20 protein-coding genes and 1 riboswitch are annotated in these 19,096 nt (G+C 35.7%); of the genes, 2 read left to right on the top strand and 18 right to left on the bottom strand.

Translation table 11 applies throughout. From position 1 onward, the window contains the following. Positions 1 to 67: 67 nt before the first annotated feature. Positions 68 to 844 (top strand): enoyl-ACP reductase FabI, encoded by a 777-nt coding sequence (locus CRO00_RS03900; protein WP_097072327.1) that lies wholly within the window; start codon positions 68 to 70, stop codon positions 842 to 844. A 35-nt stretch (positions 845 to 879) separates the two neighbouring features. Here the strand turns inward: CRO00_RS03900 and CRO00_RS03895 are convergent, their stop codons facing one another. From CRO00_RS03895 to CRO00_RS03820, 16 genes are all read right to left on the bottom strand, one after another. Continuing rightward, positions 880 to 1,176, bottom strand: coding sequence for a cupin domain-containing protein (locus CRO00_RS03895; RefSeq protein WP_097072326.1), 297 nt, complete (start codon positions 1,174 to 1,176; stop codon positions 880 to 882). Between the two features lie 48 nt (positions 1,177 to 1,224). Beyond that, a complete protein-coding gene (locus CRO00_RS03890; protein ID WP_161946602.1) occupies positions 1,225 to 1,914 on the bottom strand; it encodes a peroxiredoxin family protein in 690 nt (229 codons plus the stop codon). 96 nt (positions 1,915 to 2,010) lie between these two features. Continuing rightward, entirely contained in the window at positions 2,011 to 3,345 is a 1,335-nt protein-coding gene (glnA, locus tag CRO00_RS03885) for a type I glutamate--ammonia ligase (protein WP_097072324.1), read from the bottom strand. Positions 3,346 to 3,366: 21 nt separating this feature from the next. Beyond that, positions 3,367 to 3,756 (bottom strand): MerR family transcriptional regulator, encoded by a 390-nt coding sequence (locus tag CRO00_RS03880; protein ID WP_097072323.1) that lies wholly within the window; start codon positions 3,754 to 3,756, stop codon positions 3,367 to 3,369. Between the two features lie 306 nt (positions 3,757 to 4,062). After that, positions 4,063 to 4,641 (bottom strand): ECF transporter S component, encoded by a 579-nt coding sequence (locus tag CRO00_RS03875; protein ID WP_097072322.1) that lies wholly within the window; start codon positions 4,639 to 4,641, stop codon positions 4,063 to 4,065. 256 nt (positions 4,642 to 4,897) lie between these two features. After that, positions 4,898 to 5,070, bottom strand: a riboswitch (FMN riboswitch). A gap of 96 nt (positions 5,071 to 5,166) precedes the next feature. Next, positions 5,167 to 6,366, bottom strand: coding sequence for a hypothetical protein (locus CRO00_RS03870; protein WP_097072321.1), 1,200 nt, complete (start codon positions 6,364 to 6,366; stop codon positions 5,167 to 5,169). Further along, positions 6,356 to 6,895: an RNA polymerase sigma factor SigX gene (locus CRO00_RS03865; protein WP_097072320.1), complete on the bottom strand. Its 540-nt coding sequence runs from the start codon at positions 6,893 to 6,895 to the stop codon at positions 6,356 to 6,358. The genes CRO00_RS03870 and CRO00_RS03865 overlap by 11 nt, the downstream gene beginning before the upstream one ends. Positions 6,896 to 7,098: 203 nt before the next feature. After that, a complete protein-coding gene (locus tag CRO00_RS03860) occupies positions 7,099 to 8,874 on the bottom strand; it encodes an ATP-binding protein (protein ID WP_097072319.1) in 1,776 nt (591 codons plus the stop codon). Then, a complete protein-coding gene (locus CRO00_RS03855) occupies positions 8,867 to 9,583 on the bottom strand; it encodes a response regulator transcription factor (RefSeq protein ID WP_097072318.1) in 717 nt (238 codons plus the stop codon). The genes CRO00_RS03860 and CRO00_RS03855 overlap by 8 nt, the downstream gene beginning before the upstream one ends. Before the next feature lie 148 nt (positions 9,584 to 9,731). Continuing rightward, complete coding sequence (gene ccsB, locus CRO00_RS03850) at positions 9,732 to 10,919, bottom strand: c-type cytochrome biogenesis protein CcsB (RefSeq protein ID WP_097072317.1); 1,188 nt, start codon at positions 10,917 to 10,919, stop codon at positions 9,732 to 9,734. After that, a complete protein-coding gene (gene resB, locus CRO00_RS03845; RefSeq protein WP_097072316.1) occupies positions 10,916 to 12,580 on the bottom strand; it encodes a cytochrome c biogenesis protein ResB in 1,665 nt (554 codons plus the stop codon). The genes ccsB and resB overlap by 4 nt, the downstream gene beginning before the upstream one ends. Positions 12,581 to 12,586: 6 nt before the next feature. Continuing rightward, positions 12,587 to 13,132, bottom strand: coding sequence for a thiol-disulfide oxidoreductase ResA (gene resA, locus CRO00_RS03840; protein WP_097072315.1), 546 nt, complete (start codon positions 13,130 to 13,132; stop codon positions 12,587 to 12,589). 113 nt (positions 13,133 to 13,245) lie between these two features. Continuing rightward, positions 13,246 to 13,980, bottom strand: coding sequence for a pseudouridine synthase (locus CRO00_RS03835; RefSeq protein ID WP_097072314.1), 735 nt, complete (start codon positions 13,978 to 13,980; stop codon positions 13,246 to 13,248). Positions 13,981 to 14,198: 218 nt separating this feature from the next. Continuing rightward, positions 14,199 to 15,191: a D-alanyl-D-alanine carboxypeptidase family protein gene (locus tag CRO00_RS03830; RefSeq protein WP_419865850.1), complete on the bottom strand. Its 993-nt coding sequence runs from the start codon at positions 15,189 to 15,191 to the stop codon at positions 14,199 to 14,201. 17 nt (positions 15,192 to 15,208) lie between these two features. Beyond that, positions 15,209 to 15,796 (bottom strand): SMC-Scp complex subunit ScpB, encoded by a 588-nt coding sequence (gene scpB / locus CRO00_RS03825; protein WP_097072313.1) that lies wholly within the window; start codon positions 15,794 to 15,796, stop codon positions 15,209 to 15,211. Continuing rightward, positions 15,765 to 16,544: a segregation/condensation protein A gene (locus tag CRO00_RS03820; protein ID WP_097072312.1), complete on the bottom strand. Its 780-nt coding sequence runs from the start codon at positions 16,542 to 16,544 to the stop codon at positions 15,765 to 15,767. The genes scpB and CRO00_RS03820 overlap by 32 nt, the downstream gene beginning before the upstream one ends. Positions 16,545 to 16,653: 109 nt before the next feature. Between CRO00_RS03820 and CRO00_RS03815 the strand changes: the two genes are divergently transcribed. Beyond that, positions 16,654 to 17,193 (top strand): DUF309 domain-containing protein, encoded by a 540-nt coding sequence (locus CRO00_RS03815; protein WP_097072311.1) that lies wholly within the window; start codon positions 16,654 to 16,656, stop codon positions 17,191 to 17,193. On the opposite strand, the gene CRO00_RS03810 is transcribed toward CRO00_RS03815, so the two are convergent. Together CRO00_RS03810 and lysA are read right to left on the bottom strand one after the other, a co-directional pair. After that, positions 17,194 to 17,559 (bottom strand): GNAT family N-acetyltransferase, encoded by a 366-nt coding sequence (locus tag CRO00_RS03810; RefSeq protein WP_097072310.1) that lies wholly within the window; start codon positions 17,557 to 17,559, stop codon positions 17,194 to 17,196. A 217-nt stretch (positions 17,560 to 17,776) separates the two neighbouring features. Continuing rightward, entirely contained in the window at positions 17,777 to 19,096 is a 1,320-nt protein-coding gene (gene lysA / locus CRO00_RS03805; RefSeq protein WP_097072309.1) for a diaminopimelate decarboxylase, read from the bottom strand.

Raw genomic sequence — 19,096 nt, 5'->3', positions numbered from 1 at the left:
ATGTAATTACTGTTAAACTCTAGATTAGTAGTTGGTACTAATAACTGATATAAAAGGGGCGAATGACATGGACATTTTACAATTAAAAGATAAAAATATCGTCGTAATGGGCGTTGCAAATGAACGGAGCATTGCTTGGGGAGTAGCAAAGCGTCTTTTAGAAGTAGGAGCAAACGTCATTTTCACATATCGAAAAGAACGATCAAAAGGTAAAATTGAGAAAGTTTTAGCTGATTATACAGAATATAAAACTGCTGTTGTAGAATGTGATGTCAACAGCGATGAAAGCATTCAACAAGCATTTGCACAAATTGGGGAACAATTTGGCGTGATTCATGGGATTGTACATTCCGTAGCTTTTGCCCATGCAGAAGATTTAAAAAACCGTTTTGTAGAAACATCCCGTGAAGGATATGCCTTTGCGCAAGATACAAGCGCGTACTCATTAGTTGCAGTGGCAAATGCAGCTCGTCCTTACATGACAGAAGGCGGTTCCATTATCACGATGAGCTATTTAGGTGCTGAACGTGTTCTTGATGGATACAATGTAATGGGAGTTGCCAAAGCAGCCCTTGAAGCCGCTATGCGTTATCTAGCAGCAGATCTAGGTGCAGAAAATATTCGTGTTAATGCGATTTCTGCAGGAGCAATTCGTACATTAGCTGCAAAAGGTGTACCAAGCTTTAATACCATACTTCGTCAAATCGAAGAAAATGCCCCACTAAAACGCAACACAAACCAAGAGGAAGTTGCAGATATGACAATTGTTATGTTAAGTAATCTATCACGCGGAGTTACTGGCGAAACAATTTATGTAGATTGCGGCTACAACATTATGGGATAAAAATAAAGGACTCTTTCGTTAAAGAGTCCTTTTTGTTATTTTATTTTTAATACAATTAAATCAACATCTTCTTTTGCTACTAAATTGTGTTTTTCAAATGGTTTGATATGAAGAATTTGTTCAGGTGTAATATCTACTGATTCCCCTTCAACAGTAAACGTTACAATCCCATTTCGAACAATAATTAATACATCTCGATCTGCATGGTGCTCAGGGATCTCTTCTCCTGTTTTTAATTGAATATTTAACACATCAAAATTTTCTTGTCCAAACACTTTACCTGCTTGTTTCGCTTTATCATTTAATACATATGGTGTTGAAATAGTTTCCATAACTGTTCCTCCAATACTTAGGGTCTTAACCATATTATATAATTTTGTTTATTTTATTTCTTGTCCAAGCTTTTCTAATAGCATTTCCTCCGTAACAGGGCCAATGATTTGTTCTTCTATCATTCCATTCTCATCAATTATCATGCTTGTAGGAAGTGTTAAAATTCCATATTGCTTCGATACATCCCCTGTCTCATCTAGTAAAATTGGGAAAGAAATTTCATGTTCTTGTATAAATTTTCGTATTGAATCCTTATCACCCTCGAGATCTGTTGTATTTACTCCGAGGATTACCACATTATGTTTCTCCGCATAAATTTCATAATATTTTTCAATATGAGGCATCTCCTCTTCACATGGTGGACACCATGTTGCCCAAAAATTAATGAACACTTTTTTGCCAAGTAGATCGCTCAACTTCACTTTCTCTCCATCCAATGTTGTTAAACTGAAATTTATTGCTTGACCTGCAACTACCATTACATCTGGTTCATTTTCTTCATGAGTATGATTATGCTCGTCCACTCTTTTCTCTTCCACGCCATGCAATTCAACATCTTCTACTGCAACTGCCTCTTGTTTTTGTTCACTTGATTGCTTTGCTAATTGTAAAAACAAATCCTCATTTAAATACCCGGAATTGATAATTTCACGCTCTTTTATATGGGAATAGATGGAATAGAAAAGTGCAATACATATTACTAGTAAAATACTAATAGATATTATTTTTTTAGCCATTTTTCTCTCCTTGTACATGTATCTTCTTATAGTTTATGAAGGGAAAAAGATATCATGAAAAAAAGAGACACCGTTGTAGATGTCTCTTCGAAAATATTAATACATTCTAATATATTGTTCACGTTCCCAAGGATGAACAGCTGTTCTAAACATGTCATACTCAATCTCTTTTGCCTCTATAAAGTTTGAATAGATATGTTCGCCTAGTGCCGCTTTTACTACCTCATCTTTTTCTAATTCAGTTAAAGCTTCTAGTAAAGAACCTGGTAAACTTTCGATTCCGTTTTCTTTTAATTCAGTAGAATTCATTACATAAATATTGCGATCAACTGGTGCTGGTGGTGTTAATCCACTTCGGATTCCATCCAGACCCGCCTCTAATAATACAGCTAATGCTAAGTAAGGATTTGCTGCTGGGTCTACTGAACGTAACTCAATACGAGTTGAAAGACCACGTGATGCTGGAATACGAATTAGTGGTGAACGGTTTTGAGCAGACCATGCAATGTAACAAGGTGCTTCATAGCCTGGAACTAAACGTTTATATGAATTGACTAATGGATTCGTGACAGCTGTAAATCCTTTCGCATGTTTGATGATCCCTGCCATAAATTGACGAGCTGTATCCGATAATTGTAAATTAGCATTCTCATCATAGAATACGTTTTTGTTACCGCTAAATAGAGAAAGGTTTGCGTGCATTCCTGAGCCGTTCACACCAAATAATGGTTTTGGCATAAATGTTGCATGTAGGCCGTGTTTACGAGCAATTGTTTTTACTACTAGTTTGAAAGTTTGGATGTTATCACATGCTTCAATTGCATTTGCGTATTTAAAGTCAATTTCGTGTTGGCCTGGTGCAACTTCGTGGTGAGATGCTTCAATTTCAAAGCCCATTTCTTCTAGTTCTAACACGATATCACGGCGGCAGTTTTCCCCTAAGTCAGTAGGTGCTAAGTCAAAGTAACCACCATCATCATTTAATTCTAAAGTAGGGTTTCCTTTTTCATCTAGTTTGAATAAGAAAAATTCCGGTTCTGGCCCTAAGTTAAAACTCGTAAATCCTAAATCTTCCATGTTCGCTAAGACGCGTTTTAAGTTCGAACGTGGGTCACCTGCAAAAGGTGTGCCATCTGGATTTGCGATATCACAGATGAAACGAGCCACTTTCCCTTTTTCATTCGTCCATGGGAAAATTACGAAAGTATCTAAATCTGGTTTTAGATACATATCTGACTCCTCAATACGTACAAACCCTTCAATTGATGAACCGTCAAACATCATTTTGTCATCTAACGCCTTATCTAATTGACTTACAGGAATTTCAACGTTCTTAATTGTTCCTAAAATATCCGTGAATTGCAAACGAATATATTTAACCTCTTTCTCACTTACAATTTGTTTAATTTGCTCTTTTGTGTACTTAGCCATTCCATTCACTCTCCTAATTAGTTAAATTTCGTCTTTATGGCGAGGTAAGTCCCCATTCCTTAAAGAAACTTTTTCCATAATTTGCGCTTGTTGTATTTCCTCACGCAGAATTGCCCGAAGTTCAGCGTCGGATATCGATACTTTGTTAGTTGATTTGACAACACTTTTCTTTCTCATGTCAAATACCTTTTTAACCCCCGCTATGTTAATTCCTTGATTGAGAAGGTCCCGAATTTCTAACAGCGCATCGACATCATCTAATGAAAACATCCTTCTGTTTCCTTCTGATTTTGCTGGTTCAATTAGTTTGTGTTCCTCGTAGTACCGAATTTGCCTTGCACTCAACTCCGTTAACTTCATTACCATGCTTATAGGGAGTAAAGGCATGGCTCTTCGAAACTCTCGACTCATTAACATCTCCTCCCTTTCATGTTTTTATCTTAATATATGTTATGTATCTTTTCAATGTTATGTGAGGAAAAATAACATATGTTTTTTCGATAATAATAATCCACTTTTTAGATGTATTTTCCATTAGGAATTAAGGCATTTACTCGCAGATTGCAATAAAAAAGCTGTTCAGTAAGTTAAATAACTTACCAAACAGCATCGAACTCTCATGACATGTTTTGTACCTTATCTTCATAGCAAAAACTAACATGTTAAGTCCACAAAAAAATCAACGGGCGTAACAGCATCCCGTTGATTGATATTTTCTTATAGTAAATATTGTGCTCGTTGATTTTCGATCCATACTCGCATTGTACGGAATAAAACGACAACAATAATTAATAACATAATTCCTTTAACGATATTAAATGGTAAAATACCTAACACAATCGTTTCTTTCATATCAAAACTTCCCCAGCCTAGGAAGTACGAATACATTGGTAAAAAGGCAACATAGTTTAATAAACTCATACCAACTGACATTATGATCGTACCCATTACTAATCCAAAAGTTAACCCTTTAATCGTTGGGATTTTTTTATAGATATAGTATACAGGTAAAATAAATAGAATTCCCGTTGCAAAGTTTGCCATATGTCCAACAGGTACCCCAGTAGGCGCGCCTGAGAAAATCCAATCTAAAATATTTTTAAATAATTCCACTAGAATACCAGCTAATGGGCCCATCGTAATTGCAGCAATTAATGGTGGTACATCACTAAAGTCGATTTGTAGGAACACTGGGAACCATGGTAACGGGAAATTTAAAAGCATTAAAATAAATGAAATGCTACTTAACATAGCAATCGTTACGAATGAACGTAACTTTAGTTTTTGATTTTTCATCAAACTCTCTCCTCTTTGCTGATTCAACTCGCAAGAAGAAAGGACAGTCCACTTAGTTCGTTCTTCAATGTAAAAATCCCTTATGCGATCATAGCATAAGGGAGAAATAGGCACATTGAAAAGAAGAGGTAAAAAATTGTACGTTTAAAAAGAGATAACCAAATTAAAAATTGGCAACTCAAATAAAAGTAATGTAGTCATATTACATACTTTTAACGTACAGTTTTTCCTATTCCAAAACGAATAAAGACCGTACCTTCACCTTCTCCCATCCAGACTATACTGTCGGCTTTGGAATCGCACCAAATCCTGCTTTCGAAAAAGCTCGCGGGCTGAAGAAAACCTATGCAAAATCCTCCAAGTTAATGGTCGGAATTTGCGATTTCTATTACCGCCGATCGGGAATTTCACCCTGCCCCGAAGATGAACCAATATTAAATTTGTTTTACGGTATTATTATATCTCGAAATAGAAGTATTGTAAATAGTAGATAAAAAGTTCATCGAATTTACTGAATGGTTGAATTTATTGTAAAACAGTATCGTAAGAAATTTCGTTTGCAGCTACTGGCATTGGTAATGGTTGAGTAAAGTTAAATCCTTGCCATTCTGATTGTACTAGGTTGTTAAACTGTACTTGCATATTAAAGTTTGCAGCAGTTAATAGAATTCCCTCTATCATTTGCATTGCGTCTTGTTGATCGTAATTCATTAGATCCAGTTGTTCAGTAAATGTAACTATCACAATGTCGCCACTAACTGACAAATCAAAATCAGCACCATCAATTATTACGGATTGATAAATATCATTATTTTCTTCCTTCATTCCTAAAATTGCTTCTTCTACTGTGCCAAAAGTTAATCGGAAATTTGGTGTTAAATATTCTGACCCATCAGCTTGTGTATGTCTGAAGTAATTGTATTGCTGCTTCAACTGAAGTGCTTTACTTGGCATCCCAACTTCACTAAAAACAAAGGGTGCTCCTGTTTCATCTAAAAGAACTGCTTCTTCATAATAGTAACCGAATGAATCAGCAAGCGATGCCTCATACATTGCTGGTCCTGCTGAGCCTGCATCATATGGTGGATTGTTTGGTAACGTATGAACCACTTGTTGCTTTTGTTCTGTAATTTCTCCAACATAAGGATGATATTCAGCAAAACCAATGGCACTTTCGTTAAAAAGTGATGCGTATTTATTATAAAGATCAACACCAGTAGGCTTAATTTTCCCGAAATCCTCCATAATACGTTCATTTGGTATTAGTACGGTTACAGGAACACTATCAGCCGCATCACTTGCTAAGCCTAATTGAAAAATGGTCTTTCCTTCAAGTTCATCTGGATAGACCGCTGTGCTTAAATTTACAGCATCCATTGTCATCATTGCTCGATTATCCATTAATTCTGATGCTTCTTCTTCTGATTTACTTATATCTTCTGTAGATTCAATTTTCAGACTCTCTTCTGAAACTTCAGATGTTTGATTAAGCTCTTTCATAAATGATGGTACTAAGACTGCAAACAAAATAATTGCCGCGGCAGAAATTGTGAAAGGAATCCAATTCAATTTTTTCTTTTTGATTATGTTCGTTTCTTCGTCGTCAAAAACACCTTCATCTTCTAATCGTTGAAGCACATCATCTTTTGAACGATGATCATGAATTTTTGGTACATTAGAAAGCAATTGTTCGATTTTATCGTCGTCCCATTTTTCATGACTCATAATGATTTGCCTCCTTTTTTTCTGATGTTGTTAATAAATCTCGTAGGTACTTGATAGCTCGATGTTGGGTGGTTTTGACTTTTGCTTCCGTCCAATGTAAGATTGCGGCTGTTTCTGCAATAGACAGCTCTTGGAAATACCGCATGATAATAACCATTTTTTGATCCCCTGTACATTTTTCAAGGGCATCTAATAATTGTTGCATTTCATCGTTTAATTCAACTAATGTTTCAGGTGTTTTTGATGGAGAAACGAGTTGTTCCGTTTCCCAGTTAAAAGCATCGAAATTGCGAGAAGAGCGAACAGCATTTTTTCTGAAATAATCGATTGCTACGTTTTTCGCAATCGCAAAAAGCCATGTTTTCTCGGAACTTCTTCCTTCAAATTTTTCATAAGATTTTAACACTCGTACATATACTTCATGGGATAAATCCTCTGCTACCCCACGATCCTTTACTAAATAAATTAAAAATTGAAAGACATCTTGATGGTATCGATCGTATAACGAATGGAAAATGGATTTTTTCAATCCACACCACCCCCGTTCTATATATTTGTCGAGTTAAGATAAAAAAAGTTACAAAGGAGTTCTATGTTGAGGATACTTTCTATTATTAAAGCAATTCTGTCTATTTTCAATCTAATATTTTCTATTATTCGCACTATTTTTTCTATTACTTCCCATTAAAAACACTTCTACCTAAGAAAAGCAGGGGAAAGTTCCCCTGCTACTTATAACGGTAAATGGAATGTAAAGGTTGTCCCAACACCTACTGAACTATCCACTTTGATATTTCCTTTATGTGCTTCTACGATATTTTTAGCAATGGCAAGGCCTAAACCTGTTCCGCCTTTGGAGCGAGTTCGGGCTTTATCTGCTTTATAGAAACGTTCAAAGACAAATGGCAAGTCCTCTTGCGGAATACCCTCGCCAGTGTCTGCCACCTGAATCTTCGCATACGAGAACTCTTGGTCAAGGGAAACCGTAACGCTCCCTTCTTCTGGTGTATGTCGTATTGCATTGTCAATGAGATTAGTAAGTACTTGTTCAATCCGATCTTCGTCAAGACTTATCATAACCTCCTCTGGTAATGATGTTTTAAATTGTAGACGAACGTGCTTTTCTTTCGCTACTTGGGCAAATTTTTGTGTGATCCTCTCAAGCATATGAACGGCAGAGACTTCATCTTTATACAACGTCGTATGCCCTGATTCCATGCGCGCTAAATCAAGCAAGTCCTTCACAAGTCGACCCATACGTTGAGATTCATCGTAAATAATACGAATCATTTCATTGCGTTCTTCTTCTTCTGTCACAACATCATCCAGCAATGCTTCTGAATACCCTTGCAACATGGCGATCGGTGTTCGAAGTTCGTGGGAAACGTTTGCAATAAAGTCTGAGCGCAGTTTTTCTAAACGTAATTGCTCCGTCATATCTCGAATGACAGCAATTGCACCTCGAATGGATTGTTGACTATTCTTTAACGGACTTATTGTAATACGGTAATAAAAACCGTCCATTTCAATGTCTTCTTCTAGCTTGTCCTCAAAATCTAACACATGCTCGAGCATTTCATAAATTTCAATCGGAATTGGGCTATCGTCTTGAGACTTTTTACGAAGGAACCATTTTTGCAGTAACCGGTCTGCAGGAGGGTTGCTCAATAAAATCGTTCGATCCCGGTTAAAAGTGATGACACTATCAGTCATCGAAGTTAATACACTTGCTAATTGTTCCTTCTCTTGATTAATAACCTCTAGATGATGCTTTAACTGTCTACCCATTTGGTTAAAGGCCATCGCCAATTGACCAATTTCATCATTTTGAGTTGTTGGCAACGTTTCGTCAAATTTTCCCTTTGCTAATTCAAAGGCATGTTCACGCATTTTACGCAATGGCCACGTAATACGGGAAGATAGGAAAAATGCAAAGAATGTTGTTAAAACAAAGGCAATAAATGCTGAAAGAAATACAATTTTCGTTGTTTGCTGTGATGTTTTGTGTAATGCAGTCGGGTTTTGGTAGATGAAGATTGCCCCGTGTAATTCATCTACACTTTTTAATGGATAACTAAGTACAATATACGATTCCATCTTGTCATCTTCAATTTGAGATGGCAGAATCATTTCTTTAATAATTGGTTTATTCGATTCGTATATTTTATTAAATTCTTTATTATTTACAATACTTTCTTGAATTTTCTCTTTATTAATTCCAGTTTGAAATGCGGAAACTACCGTATGATCTGGAGATACGAGAAAGGCGTTCGTATCTTCTGTTAACATTTCCTGAATGATTTCATCTGTTAAATGTTCCAAATTATATTTATCAACAATACTTGCAATGGTGGAGGCAGTTTGGTTTAATGATGCTTGAGCTTTTTCTTTATGGTAGTTTTCAAGAAACTCTAACATTAATACCGTGAAGACAAATAATACAAATGAAACGAGAAGCAATATGGTAATCCATAGCTTCCCGACAATACTTCTCCATATTCTATTCATTGATAACCTCAAATTTATATCCTACGCCCCAAACCGTTACAATCATTTTTGCAGCATTTTCTGATACACGATTTAATTTTTCACGCAAACGTTTTACATGTGTATCAACTGTTCGTAGGTCACCGAAGAAATCATAATGCCACACTTCTTTTAATAACTGCTCACGATCAAACACTTTATCTGGTGATTTAGCTAAGAAATATAGTAGTTCATATTCCTTTGGTGTTAGGTTTACTTCTGTTCCATCAGCTGTCACACGGTGAGCATCGTGATCAATTGTTAGATGAGGAAAAACAACTAAATCCTTAGATGAAGTTGGACTTGAAACAGGTGAGAACGCAGAAGAACGTCTTAATATAGCCTTCACACGTAGTACAACTTCACGAGGACTAAACGGTTTAACAATATAATCATCTGCCCCTAATTCAAACCCTTGTACACGATTTGCCTCTTCACCTTTTGCAGTTAATAAAATAATTGGTGTTGTTTTCTTTTCACGTAATTCTGCACAAACTTGAAGCCCATCTTTCTCAGGCATCATTATATCTAATAAAATGCAATGATAATCATTTTCTAAAGCTTTAGAGAGTGCAACTTCGCCATTTTCTGCCTCTTCTACTTGGTAGCCTTCGCGTTCAAGATACATTTTTAATAGGCGGCGAATGCGGTCTTCATCATCAACTACTAATACAGATATATTTTCAGACATAGGTTTTACCCCTCTCATTCTTTCTCTAATATTATTGTACAATTTCATGTCGAAAAATAAAAGAAGATAAAGTAATTCTTCCACTTATGGTTGCTACATTAAAGAAAGTTCTTCCCATTACGAGAAGAACCTTCATGAAATTTATATATTATGCATAGGAATGTAGACCAGCAATTACTAGGTTTACGACAATTAGGTTGAAAAGAATAATTGCAAAGCCAATTAAAGCAAGCCAAGCACTCTTTTTTCCTTCCCATCCTTTTGAAAGACGTAAATGTAAAAACGCGGCATAGAATAACCAAGTAATAAGAGCCCACACTTCTTTTGGATCCCATCCCCAGAATCGGCCCCATGCTTCTTGTGCCCAAATCATGGCGAATACTAGAGCACCTAAACTAAAGACAGGGAATCCAATCAATACAGAACGGTAACCAATTTCATCTAATAAATTAAAATTAATTTTTGGAACTAAAGGATGTAATATGGCTAAAATTCGTCTGCGTGTAATTAATCGAATTAATAGATAAATAATCGAACCTGCGATAAATGACCAGAACACAACTGTTAATTTTTTCGCATTGATAACTGGAGGCATTTCTGCAATTGGTTCCATCACATCATCTGTTAGTAATACATAGTCATTCATACCAAACACAGCTGGCATATTGTAGATGATCTCTTGCTCGGCACCGTTTTTATCGACATAATTAAATACCGCTTCATAGCCCATGCTTCTGAAAATTACTGTTACTACGATAAATCCTACTACAAGGACGATGAAATATAGCACTGCCTCTAACCAAAAACGACCTCTTGATTTTACTTTTGGATCTACCGCTTTTAATAAATAGATTAATCCTGCTACAGCACTAATGGCTAATATTGCTTGTCCAAGTGCTGCTGTAATTACGTGAATTGTTAACCAATAACTTTGCAGTGATGGAACAAGAGGCGTTACATCTCTCGGGAACATCGCTGCATATCCAATAATTAAGAGCGCAATCGGTAACGCCACTAATCCAAGCGCTGTTAAACGGTACATATAGTAAATTAAAATAAATGCACCAATGATAAACATCCCGAATGCCGTTGTAAATTCGAACATATTACTTACCGGAGCATGTCCTGAGTGAATCCAGCGCGTAATAAAGTAACCTAATTGTGCTAGGAAACCGATAATTGTAACGATTATAGCTAATTTACCCCAATTATCAGCACGTTTAGCGGCTCCATCTGGTTTATTGCTTTTAATGGCGCCACCAAATAATAAAGTACCAACTAAATAGGCGATAAACGCAACAAATAGCAGATTGCCACTTAGATCAATCAAACTCATAAGGTGTTGTCACCTTCCTTTTCTTTTTGCCCTTCTTCATCGTTTTCTTTTTCAACTTGGTCAATAAATTGCGGTAAATGTGCATATTCTGTAATGGCAGTTAAATCTTTCTTTATATTAAACCAGTTTTTATTTGCATGTGCTGCAAGGCGAATAGTTCCGTCTTGTAATTGTTCCACCCAAATTCGACGATGATTCCAGTATGAACCAATTGCAACACCTAACATAAAGATAAATCCACCTACAAACAAAATAGGAATTGTCTTGTCTTTATGAACAGTTAAGCCAGACATGTTTCGCGTTTCTACACTTTTAAATGTCATTTTATATGCGTTATCTCCATTTGGTTCAATGGTTTGTTTGATTGCAACAAAACTCACTTCGCCATCTGGTTTCTCAGGTGTTGTCATTTTGAAAATAAAGGCTGGGTTATTTGGATTGGATGTTGCCGTCTGTGGCTCACCATTTTTAAATCCGCTAAAATCTGGATAATAGCCTAGTAAATCGACTTTAGTTTGTTCATCAATGACATATTCTTTTTGAGGATTTGTTAAGTCAACTTTAACATCTCCTAATTCTTCACCTGTTTCTTTATTTGTAAGCGTAAAATTCATACCTTTTAATTCATTTAAACGGAAATCCATTTGATACAATGAATATCCTTCATGTTGAAGTGGATGATTTACTCGAATCGAATACTCTTTTACTAGTTCAAGATTATCTGTTTGACCTGGTAGAGCGTCATCGGGTTGCTTATATAATTTAACGTTCGTTTGGTAATTTTTTGCAACCGCATTCACACCTTGTTGAATTTGAGCTTCTGTTTTTTCGTTATCATGAAGTTCTAGTATAAACTTTTCATTTTCAATAAAGTAACCTTCCATACCTGGTATTGCGCGGATATCACCTTCACGAACCCACATAGATTCATCAACATAAAATCCTGGCAATAGTCTTAACATGACCCCAAGTAAGAAAACAATAAGACCTACATGGTTTATGTATGGGCCATAACGTGCAAATCGACCACGTTCAGCTAAAATTGCATTACCCTCACGACGAACATTATATTTTAATTTTTTCATTTGTTCTTCTACTAAATCAAGGGTTTTTGAAGAGTCTCCTTCAGTAATCGACCCTTCTGCTACGACACGTTGACGTTTCATGAAGCTTTCGTGGCGTTTTACACGTTGATTTTTTAAAGAACGATGAAGCGGAATGCCTCTATCTAAACTCGCAATAATAATTGAAATTCCAAGCATACCGACTAAAATTTGGAACCACCAAGAACTATAAACATCCGATAATCCTAAGGCATAGTACAGTTTTCCAAGGGATCCATAGGTTTCTTCATAGTAAATTTCTCTTTCCGCCTCAGTTGCAACGTTTACAAAAAATTCTTGCGGGAAGATTGTTCCTATAGAAGCTGCAACTAAATTGATAAAGATAAGGGAAACCCCAACTTTTACGCTAGAGAAGAAGTTCCAAATTTTATCAACAATTGACTTATTGCGTGTTTTGGAACGAATTGCTGTGCCATCGTAGCGCATATCCAAAACTTTTTGATTTTTTTCTTCCTCTGTTAATGGTCGTCCACATTTTTCACATAATTTTGTTCCAAATGGGTTTTCATGTCCACAAGCACAAATAATTTTTTCCATCTTAAATTACTCCTGTTCTGGCTTAATGGATTCCATGTATGAAGCGATTTGTTGCTCATTCATTTCACCAGTGATAATTTTTTCAACTTCCCCTTCAGGATTGATTAAGATCGTTGCTGGTAGAAGATCAACATTATATTCAGTCATCACATCTCTTGTTTCATCGATTGCTACAGGAAAATGAACACCTAAACCTTCAATAAAGTTTTTTACTTCAAATTCTGTTTGTGCAATGTTGACTGCTAAAACCTCTACGCCCTGATCCTTATAAATTGCATATTGGTTTGACATCGCTGGCATTTCTTTTTTACACGGTTCACACCAAGTACCCCAGAAATTTAAGAAAATTCCTTTTCCTTCATAATCAGACAGACGATGTTTTATTTCGCTATCATATAAATCTACAAGTTCAAAATTTGGTGCTTCATCGCCAACTTGGAGAAGTTCTACCTTATCTTTTGTTGCCGAACTATAAACTGTATAAACAATAGCAGCTATTAGAACAACAAGAATGACTCCGCGAGTAATTGAGCGATTTCTCTTTTTATTCAAAGTCGATTACCTCCCCGAAATACTATACAATCTTCTCCATTATAGCAAAAATTATTTTTTAATTATTTTCTGTTTATGACTGATTTATGAACCTTTCCACTACTTCCCTAGTGTTAATCAATTTTACCAGTTTCAGCTAAAACACGTAGCAGTTTTACTTCATGCTTTGTTAATTGTCGATACTCTCCCGGGTTTAGACCAGTTAGATCTAAAAAGGCAAAGCGTTCTCGTTTCAGTTTCACAACAGGTGTTCCAATTGCCTCAAACATACGACGAACTTGGCGATTTCTTCCTTCATGAATGGTAATTTCGCATATTGCTTTTTCTGCTTTCACATCAAATGAAGTCATACTTACTTTTGCAGGAGCTGTTTTCCCATCTTCCAGTTTAATCCCACGTTGAAGTTTTTTTAGACCATCAATTGTTGGTACACCTTTTACTCGGGCAATGTACGTTTTGTCAATTTTGAATTTTGGGTGCGTCATTTGATAAGCAAATTCACCATCATTCGTAAGCAATAATAATCCCGATGTATCATAATCAAGTCGACCTACTGGGAAGATGCGTTCAGGCACATGTTTTTTAAAAATATCCGTAACCGTTTTTCTTCCCTTATCATCTGTAACTGCTGAAATTACGCCTCTAGGTTTATACAACAAAAAGTATACTTTATCTTCCTTTTCTAGTTTTACGCCATTTACCTCAATTGTGTCAGAATTGGAAACTTTCGTGCCGAGCTCCTTTACAACTTTTCCGTTTACTTTAACTTTTCCTTCAAGTATTAAGCTCTCCGCTTTTCTTCTCGATGCAACACCTGCATAGGCTATCACTTTCTGCAATCTTTCCATGTTCTCTCACCTTTATCCATTTTGTATAGTCCGTAATATTCTGTTGAAAATTATGTCACATTCTGTCGCATTATTAAAGGAAAATAACTTATATGTAGTATTCCATTATCACACAACGTTTTTCCAAAAAATAAAATAAGACTGCCAAAAAAGCAGTCCTGTTTAAGTACATAACGATTTATTTAATTCAGAAGTTTCTATCTAAATCCAGTTTTAGACTATTTTAGATCCACTCTTGTTGAATAAATACTCTCATTATTTAACATAACATGCCAAATCCCAAATTCATCTTGCTTTCGAGATAGATGTAGTACATTTTGTAATTTCTTTTCTTCTTCTTTATTTAGCAAAATTGAAATTGGTTTTTTAAGTTCCACTGTTTTATCTTCGGTCGCTTTATATTCACCTTTATCTGCAATGGTTACATAGTCATATTCTGAAAACACTTTATTTGCAAGCGATTTATGTACTTGCCAATCATTTGATTCACTTAAGGTAACAACAATCACCTTTTCTTGATCTTGCTCAAAATAAGTTGCTAATGTTCTGCCTGCTACTTTAGTGAAACCAGTTTTCCCTGACACAGCCCCAACTTGTTGTCGCAGTAGACGATGTTTATTTTGCCAAGTAACACCGTTTTTAGAAGGGCTCTTATAATTAATTGTGGAGGAGATCTTCTTAAACGTATCGTTTTGCATGGCAATTCGTAACATTTGCGCCGTATCATAAGCAGATGATAAATGGAGGTCGTTGTGCAAGCCAGATGGATTCGTAAAGTACGTGTTATTTAATCCGTAAATTCGTGCTTTTTCATTCATCAAATCCGCAAACCCTTCTATGGATCCACCCGTATGCTCAGCTAATGCATAAGCGGCGTCATTTCCAGAACGCAACATAAGTCCATATAACAACTCTTCAATGGTTACCTTTTCCCCTGGTTCAAGATAAATAGAGGACCCTTCACTCAATGCTGCTTGTCTAGAAATTTCTACCTCTTCACTCAACTCATTATTTTCTATCGCTATAAGTGCTGTCCACATTTTCGTTAAACTCGCTATTGGCTTTTGTTCATGAACATGACTACCGAATAATAATCTTCCAGTATCCGCATCTATTACTGCATATGATGCGTTTGCTGCCTGTGATACAGAGAAAAAGACGATAAATGAACAAATGCTAGCAATAAGTATTTTGGCGAACCTTTTCAACAAGCCACTCCTTTGACTAATTACTCTTCATTGAATGCTTCTTGGAACTTCGTCATAAATAAATCTGTTTCCTCATTTTGATCAACGAGATCTCCTTCTGGTAATGGAGGAAGTTCTTTAATGTCTTTTAATCCAAAATAATTTAAAAACTCCTTTGTTGTACCATAAAGAATGGCACGACCTGTCCCTTCTGCCCGTCCAACTTCTTGGACTAATGCTCTTGAAACAAGGGTTTGAATAGGACGTTCACTTTTCACACCACGCAAATCTTCAATTTCAGCTCTTGTAATAGGTTGTTTATATGCAATTATCGCCAAAACTTCCAGTGATGCCGTAGTAAGTACATGACTATTTGGATTTTCTACTAATTTCTTAATAACATCTGCCATCTCGGGTTTTGTTGTAATTTGATAGGTTCCCGCTAATTTTTTTAATGTAATCCCACGTTCTAGAGTTTCATTATAATTTGTTTCAAGCTCACTTAATGCCGCTTCAATTTCCATTGATTCAACGTCTAATAATTGAGAAAGCTGTTTAATAGATAGCCCGTCATCACCAACTACGAAAAGAAGCGCCTCAATTTTGCTCATCAAGTTGTTCAAGTTCATCCAGAGTTGCCTCCTTTTGTAATGTAACGGTCAAATCTTCAAAGTTTTTTTGTTGTTCTACTATAACGACATGGCGCTTCATCAGCTCTAATAGGGATAAAAATGTTACGATGATGGTTGCTTTATCTTCATAGGGGAAAAGTTTTGAAAAATAAGTTTTCCCGCCATTTAGTTTTAATGAATCAATTACAGCAATCATTTGGTCCTTTACTGAAATTTCCTGTCTTGCAACCCTAGTAGATAATGGCTTTTTCAATTGTTTTCGACGTAATAACTTTTGAAATGCGCTTAACATATCATATACATTAACATTTGCATCAAACAGTGCTAATTGTTCATCAGGCACAAAAGATGATAAATCTGTAGGCGGGCGGGTAAACACTTGTGCCCGTTCTTCTTCTAAATGTTTTAATTCAATTGCGGCTTCTTTATATTTTTTATATTCAATTAATTTTGTTACAAGCTCTTCACGTGGGTCTGGTCCGTCCACTTCAAATTCAGCATCCTCCATTTCACCTTCATGAATAGGAAGAAGCATTCTACTTTTAATTGCTAAAAGTGTTGCTGCCATCACAAGGTATTCACTTGCCTCATTCAGCTCTAACTCTTTCATTGCATGGATATGATCTATGTATTGTGCTGTTAATTCTGCCATCGGAATATCGTATATATCAATTTCCAAACGGTTAATTAAATGTAATAATAAATCAAGAGGTCCTGTAAAGGCTTCTAATTTTACTTCATACATATGTAACCACCTGACGTATGTTGTTATTACTTAGCATAAGGCCTAAGTTGTCCATATTAAGCGCTCACGCAGTTTGTTCAAATTTTAGTATAGAGGAAAGAGGGTTTGAATGCATCCATTGTTTCATAGATTGTTTGTAGATTTTTGCACTTATTATAATGGGAACCAGGATTATTTTGAATGTCATGAAGTGTTGGAAGAGTACTGGAAGGAAATTGCTCCTGGTGACAAAAATCACCCATTGGTAGGATATGTCCAATTAGCAACAGGCATGTATCATTGGCGACGAAATAATAGAATGGGAGCTATGAAAATATTAAAAAAAGCATTAAATAACTTTTCTATTAATCAATCATCACCATTTTTTGATTATATTCATTATAACCAATTGTATAATGATTGCGAAAAAAGTATTGCTGCCATTGAAAAAGGATATGATTTTACTTCATTTAAAATTGAAATACAAAATGCTGAATTAGCTGCCTTGGTTCAAAAGAACATAACTGAACTTCCTACACTACCATTAAATTATCTTCTCAATAAGCATATGCTACGCGATCGTTCAGATATTCTTAACGAACGCAATAAGAAATTAGAGGAACGCATGGTAAACTCAAATAATAGAAAAAATAAGAAGAGGCTGACGTAATTAAGCGTCTGCCTCTTCTAATATTGGTAAACATTTTTCTATAAAAGGTTTTGTATCTTCATTTGCTTTTAAAGTATTAAATTGGCTTGTCTTTAAAAGTTCCTTTAGCATCGCAATTGCTACACCTTCACCACGATATGAAGGTACTACGGTAATATGTTGTATTGTAGCAGTATCGCCTTCGTCAAGAATGCCTACGATTCCAATATACTCTTCATCTTTTTTCCATAAGTATAAATACCAATCATCTTCTTGATCATAAGCTTGAATCGTTTCCATTAATCGTTTAACGTCTTTCTCTTGTGGCATTAACGAAAGTAGACCCATTGCTATTTTTTCAAAAGGTTTTTTATAGCGAATTAACATGTATAACAATCCCTCATTTTCTATCGGTACAACAACTCATATCCTACACGATTTTAGCAAAGGATGCAACTATATTACCAAGAAATACCAAACTCAACGCCTTCTCTTCTTCTCTAGGTGCGTTTGGAATCAGAACATATAGATAAAATAATGCCCAAACAACACTAAAAACTAAGAGAATGCCTAGCAACCACCATTTGGATATTTTTTTCATGCTTTACTCACCTTTTTGAATTGTAAGAGGGAGATCATTTTGGACAATATCTTCATAAGATTCTCTTTTAATTGCTAATTGATGCTGTCCTGATTCTACAAATACAACTGCTGGACGAGGAACACGATTATAGTTAGAAGCCATTGAATATCCATATGCACCAGTACAGAAAATAGCTAAAATATCTCCTGATTCAGCCGACTGTAATGGAGCATCAACAATTAATTTATCCCCAGATTCGCACAATTTCCCTGCAACAGTATATGTACTTACTTTTTCATCGTTTGCTTTATTGGCAATTACCGCTTCATACTTTGCATCATATAGAGCCGGGCGAATATTATCACTCATACCACCGTCAACTGCGATATATTCACGAATGTTTGGAACCGTTTTACGAGAGCCAACTGTATATAAAGACGTACCTGCATCACCTACAAGAGAACGGCCTGGCTCAATCCAAATTTCTGGCATCGTTAAATTTAGCTGTGCACAATAAGCTTGTACTGTTTTAATCATTTCTTCTACATAAACTTGTGGTTCAAGTGGACGATCTTCTTCTGTGTAACGAATACCAAAACCGCCACCAAGATTTAATACAGTACATTGGAAGTTAAATTTTTCATTCCACTCACCAATTTTTTGCATTAACTTTTCAGCTGCTAAACTAAAGCCATCTGTTTCAAAAATTTGTGATCCAATATGGCAATGTAAACCTAGTAATTGAAGATACTCATGATCACTTACTTTTTGGAATGCTTCATCCGCTTGTCCATTGTTTAAGTCAAATCCAAATTTCGAATCAGCTTGACCTGTTGTAATAAAGTCATGGGTATGTGCTTCAACACCTGGTGTCACACGTAATAAAATACGCATTGGTTGTTGTTTTGCTTCAGAGATTTCTTTTAAAAGAGCGATTTCATAAAAGTTATCTACTACGATACAACCAATTTTTGTATCAAAAGCTAACTCTAACTCAGCATATGATTTATTATTGCCGTGGAAATGGATTCTTTCTGCTGGAAAACCAGATTTAATCGCAGTGTATAATTCCCCACCTGATACAACATCAAGAGAAAGATTTTCTTCTTGAGCTACTTGGTACATGGCAACACATGAAAAAGCCTTTGAAGCATAAGCAACTTCCGCTTTTACACCTAACTTTTGGAATGTTTCGATAAACCCTCGTGCACGTGTTCTTACTAATTCAAGGTCATAAACGAAAAGTGGAGTACCGTATGAATTTGCTAATTCAACTGTATCCACTCCACCAATCGTTAAATGACCATTTTCATTTATGTTTTGTGTTCCATATAAATGCAT

Origin of the sequence: Ureibacillus xyleni, assembly GCF_900217795.1 — a bacterium.
Classification (GTDB): domain Bacteria; phylum Bacillota; class Bacilli; order Bacillales_A; family Planococcaceae; genus Ureibacillus; species Ureibacillus xyleni.
The sequence above is the reverse complement of the archived record's forward strand: the minus strand, read 5'-3'. Positions and strand labels throughout refer to the sequence as shown.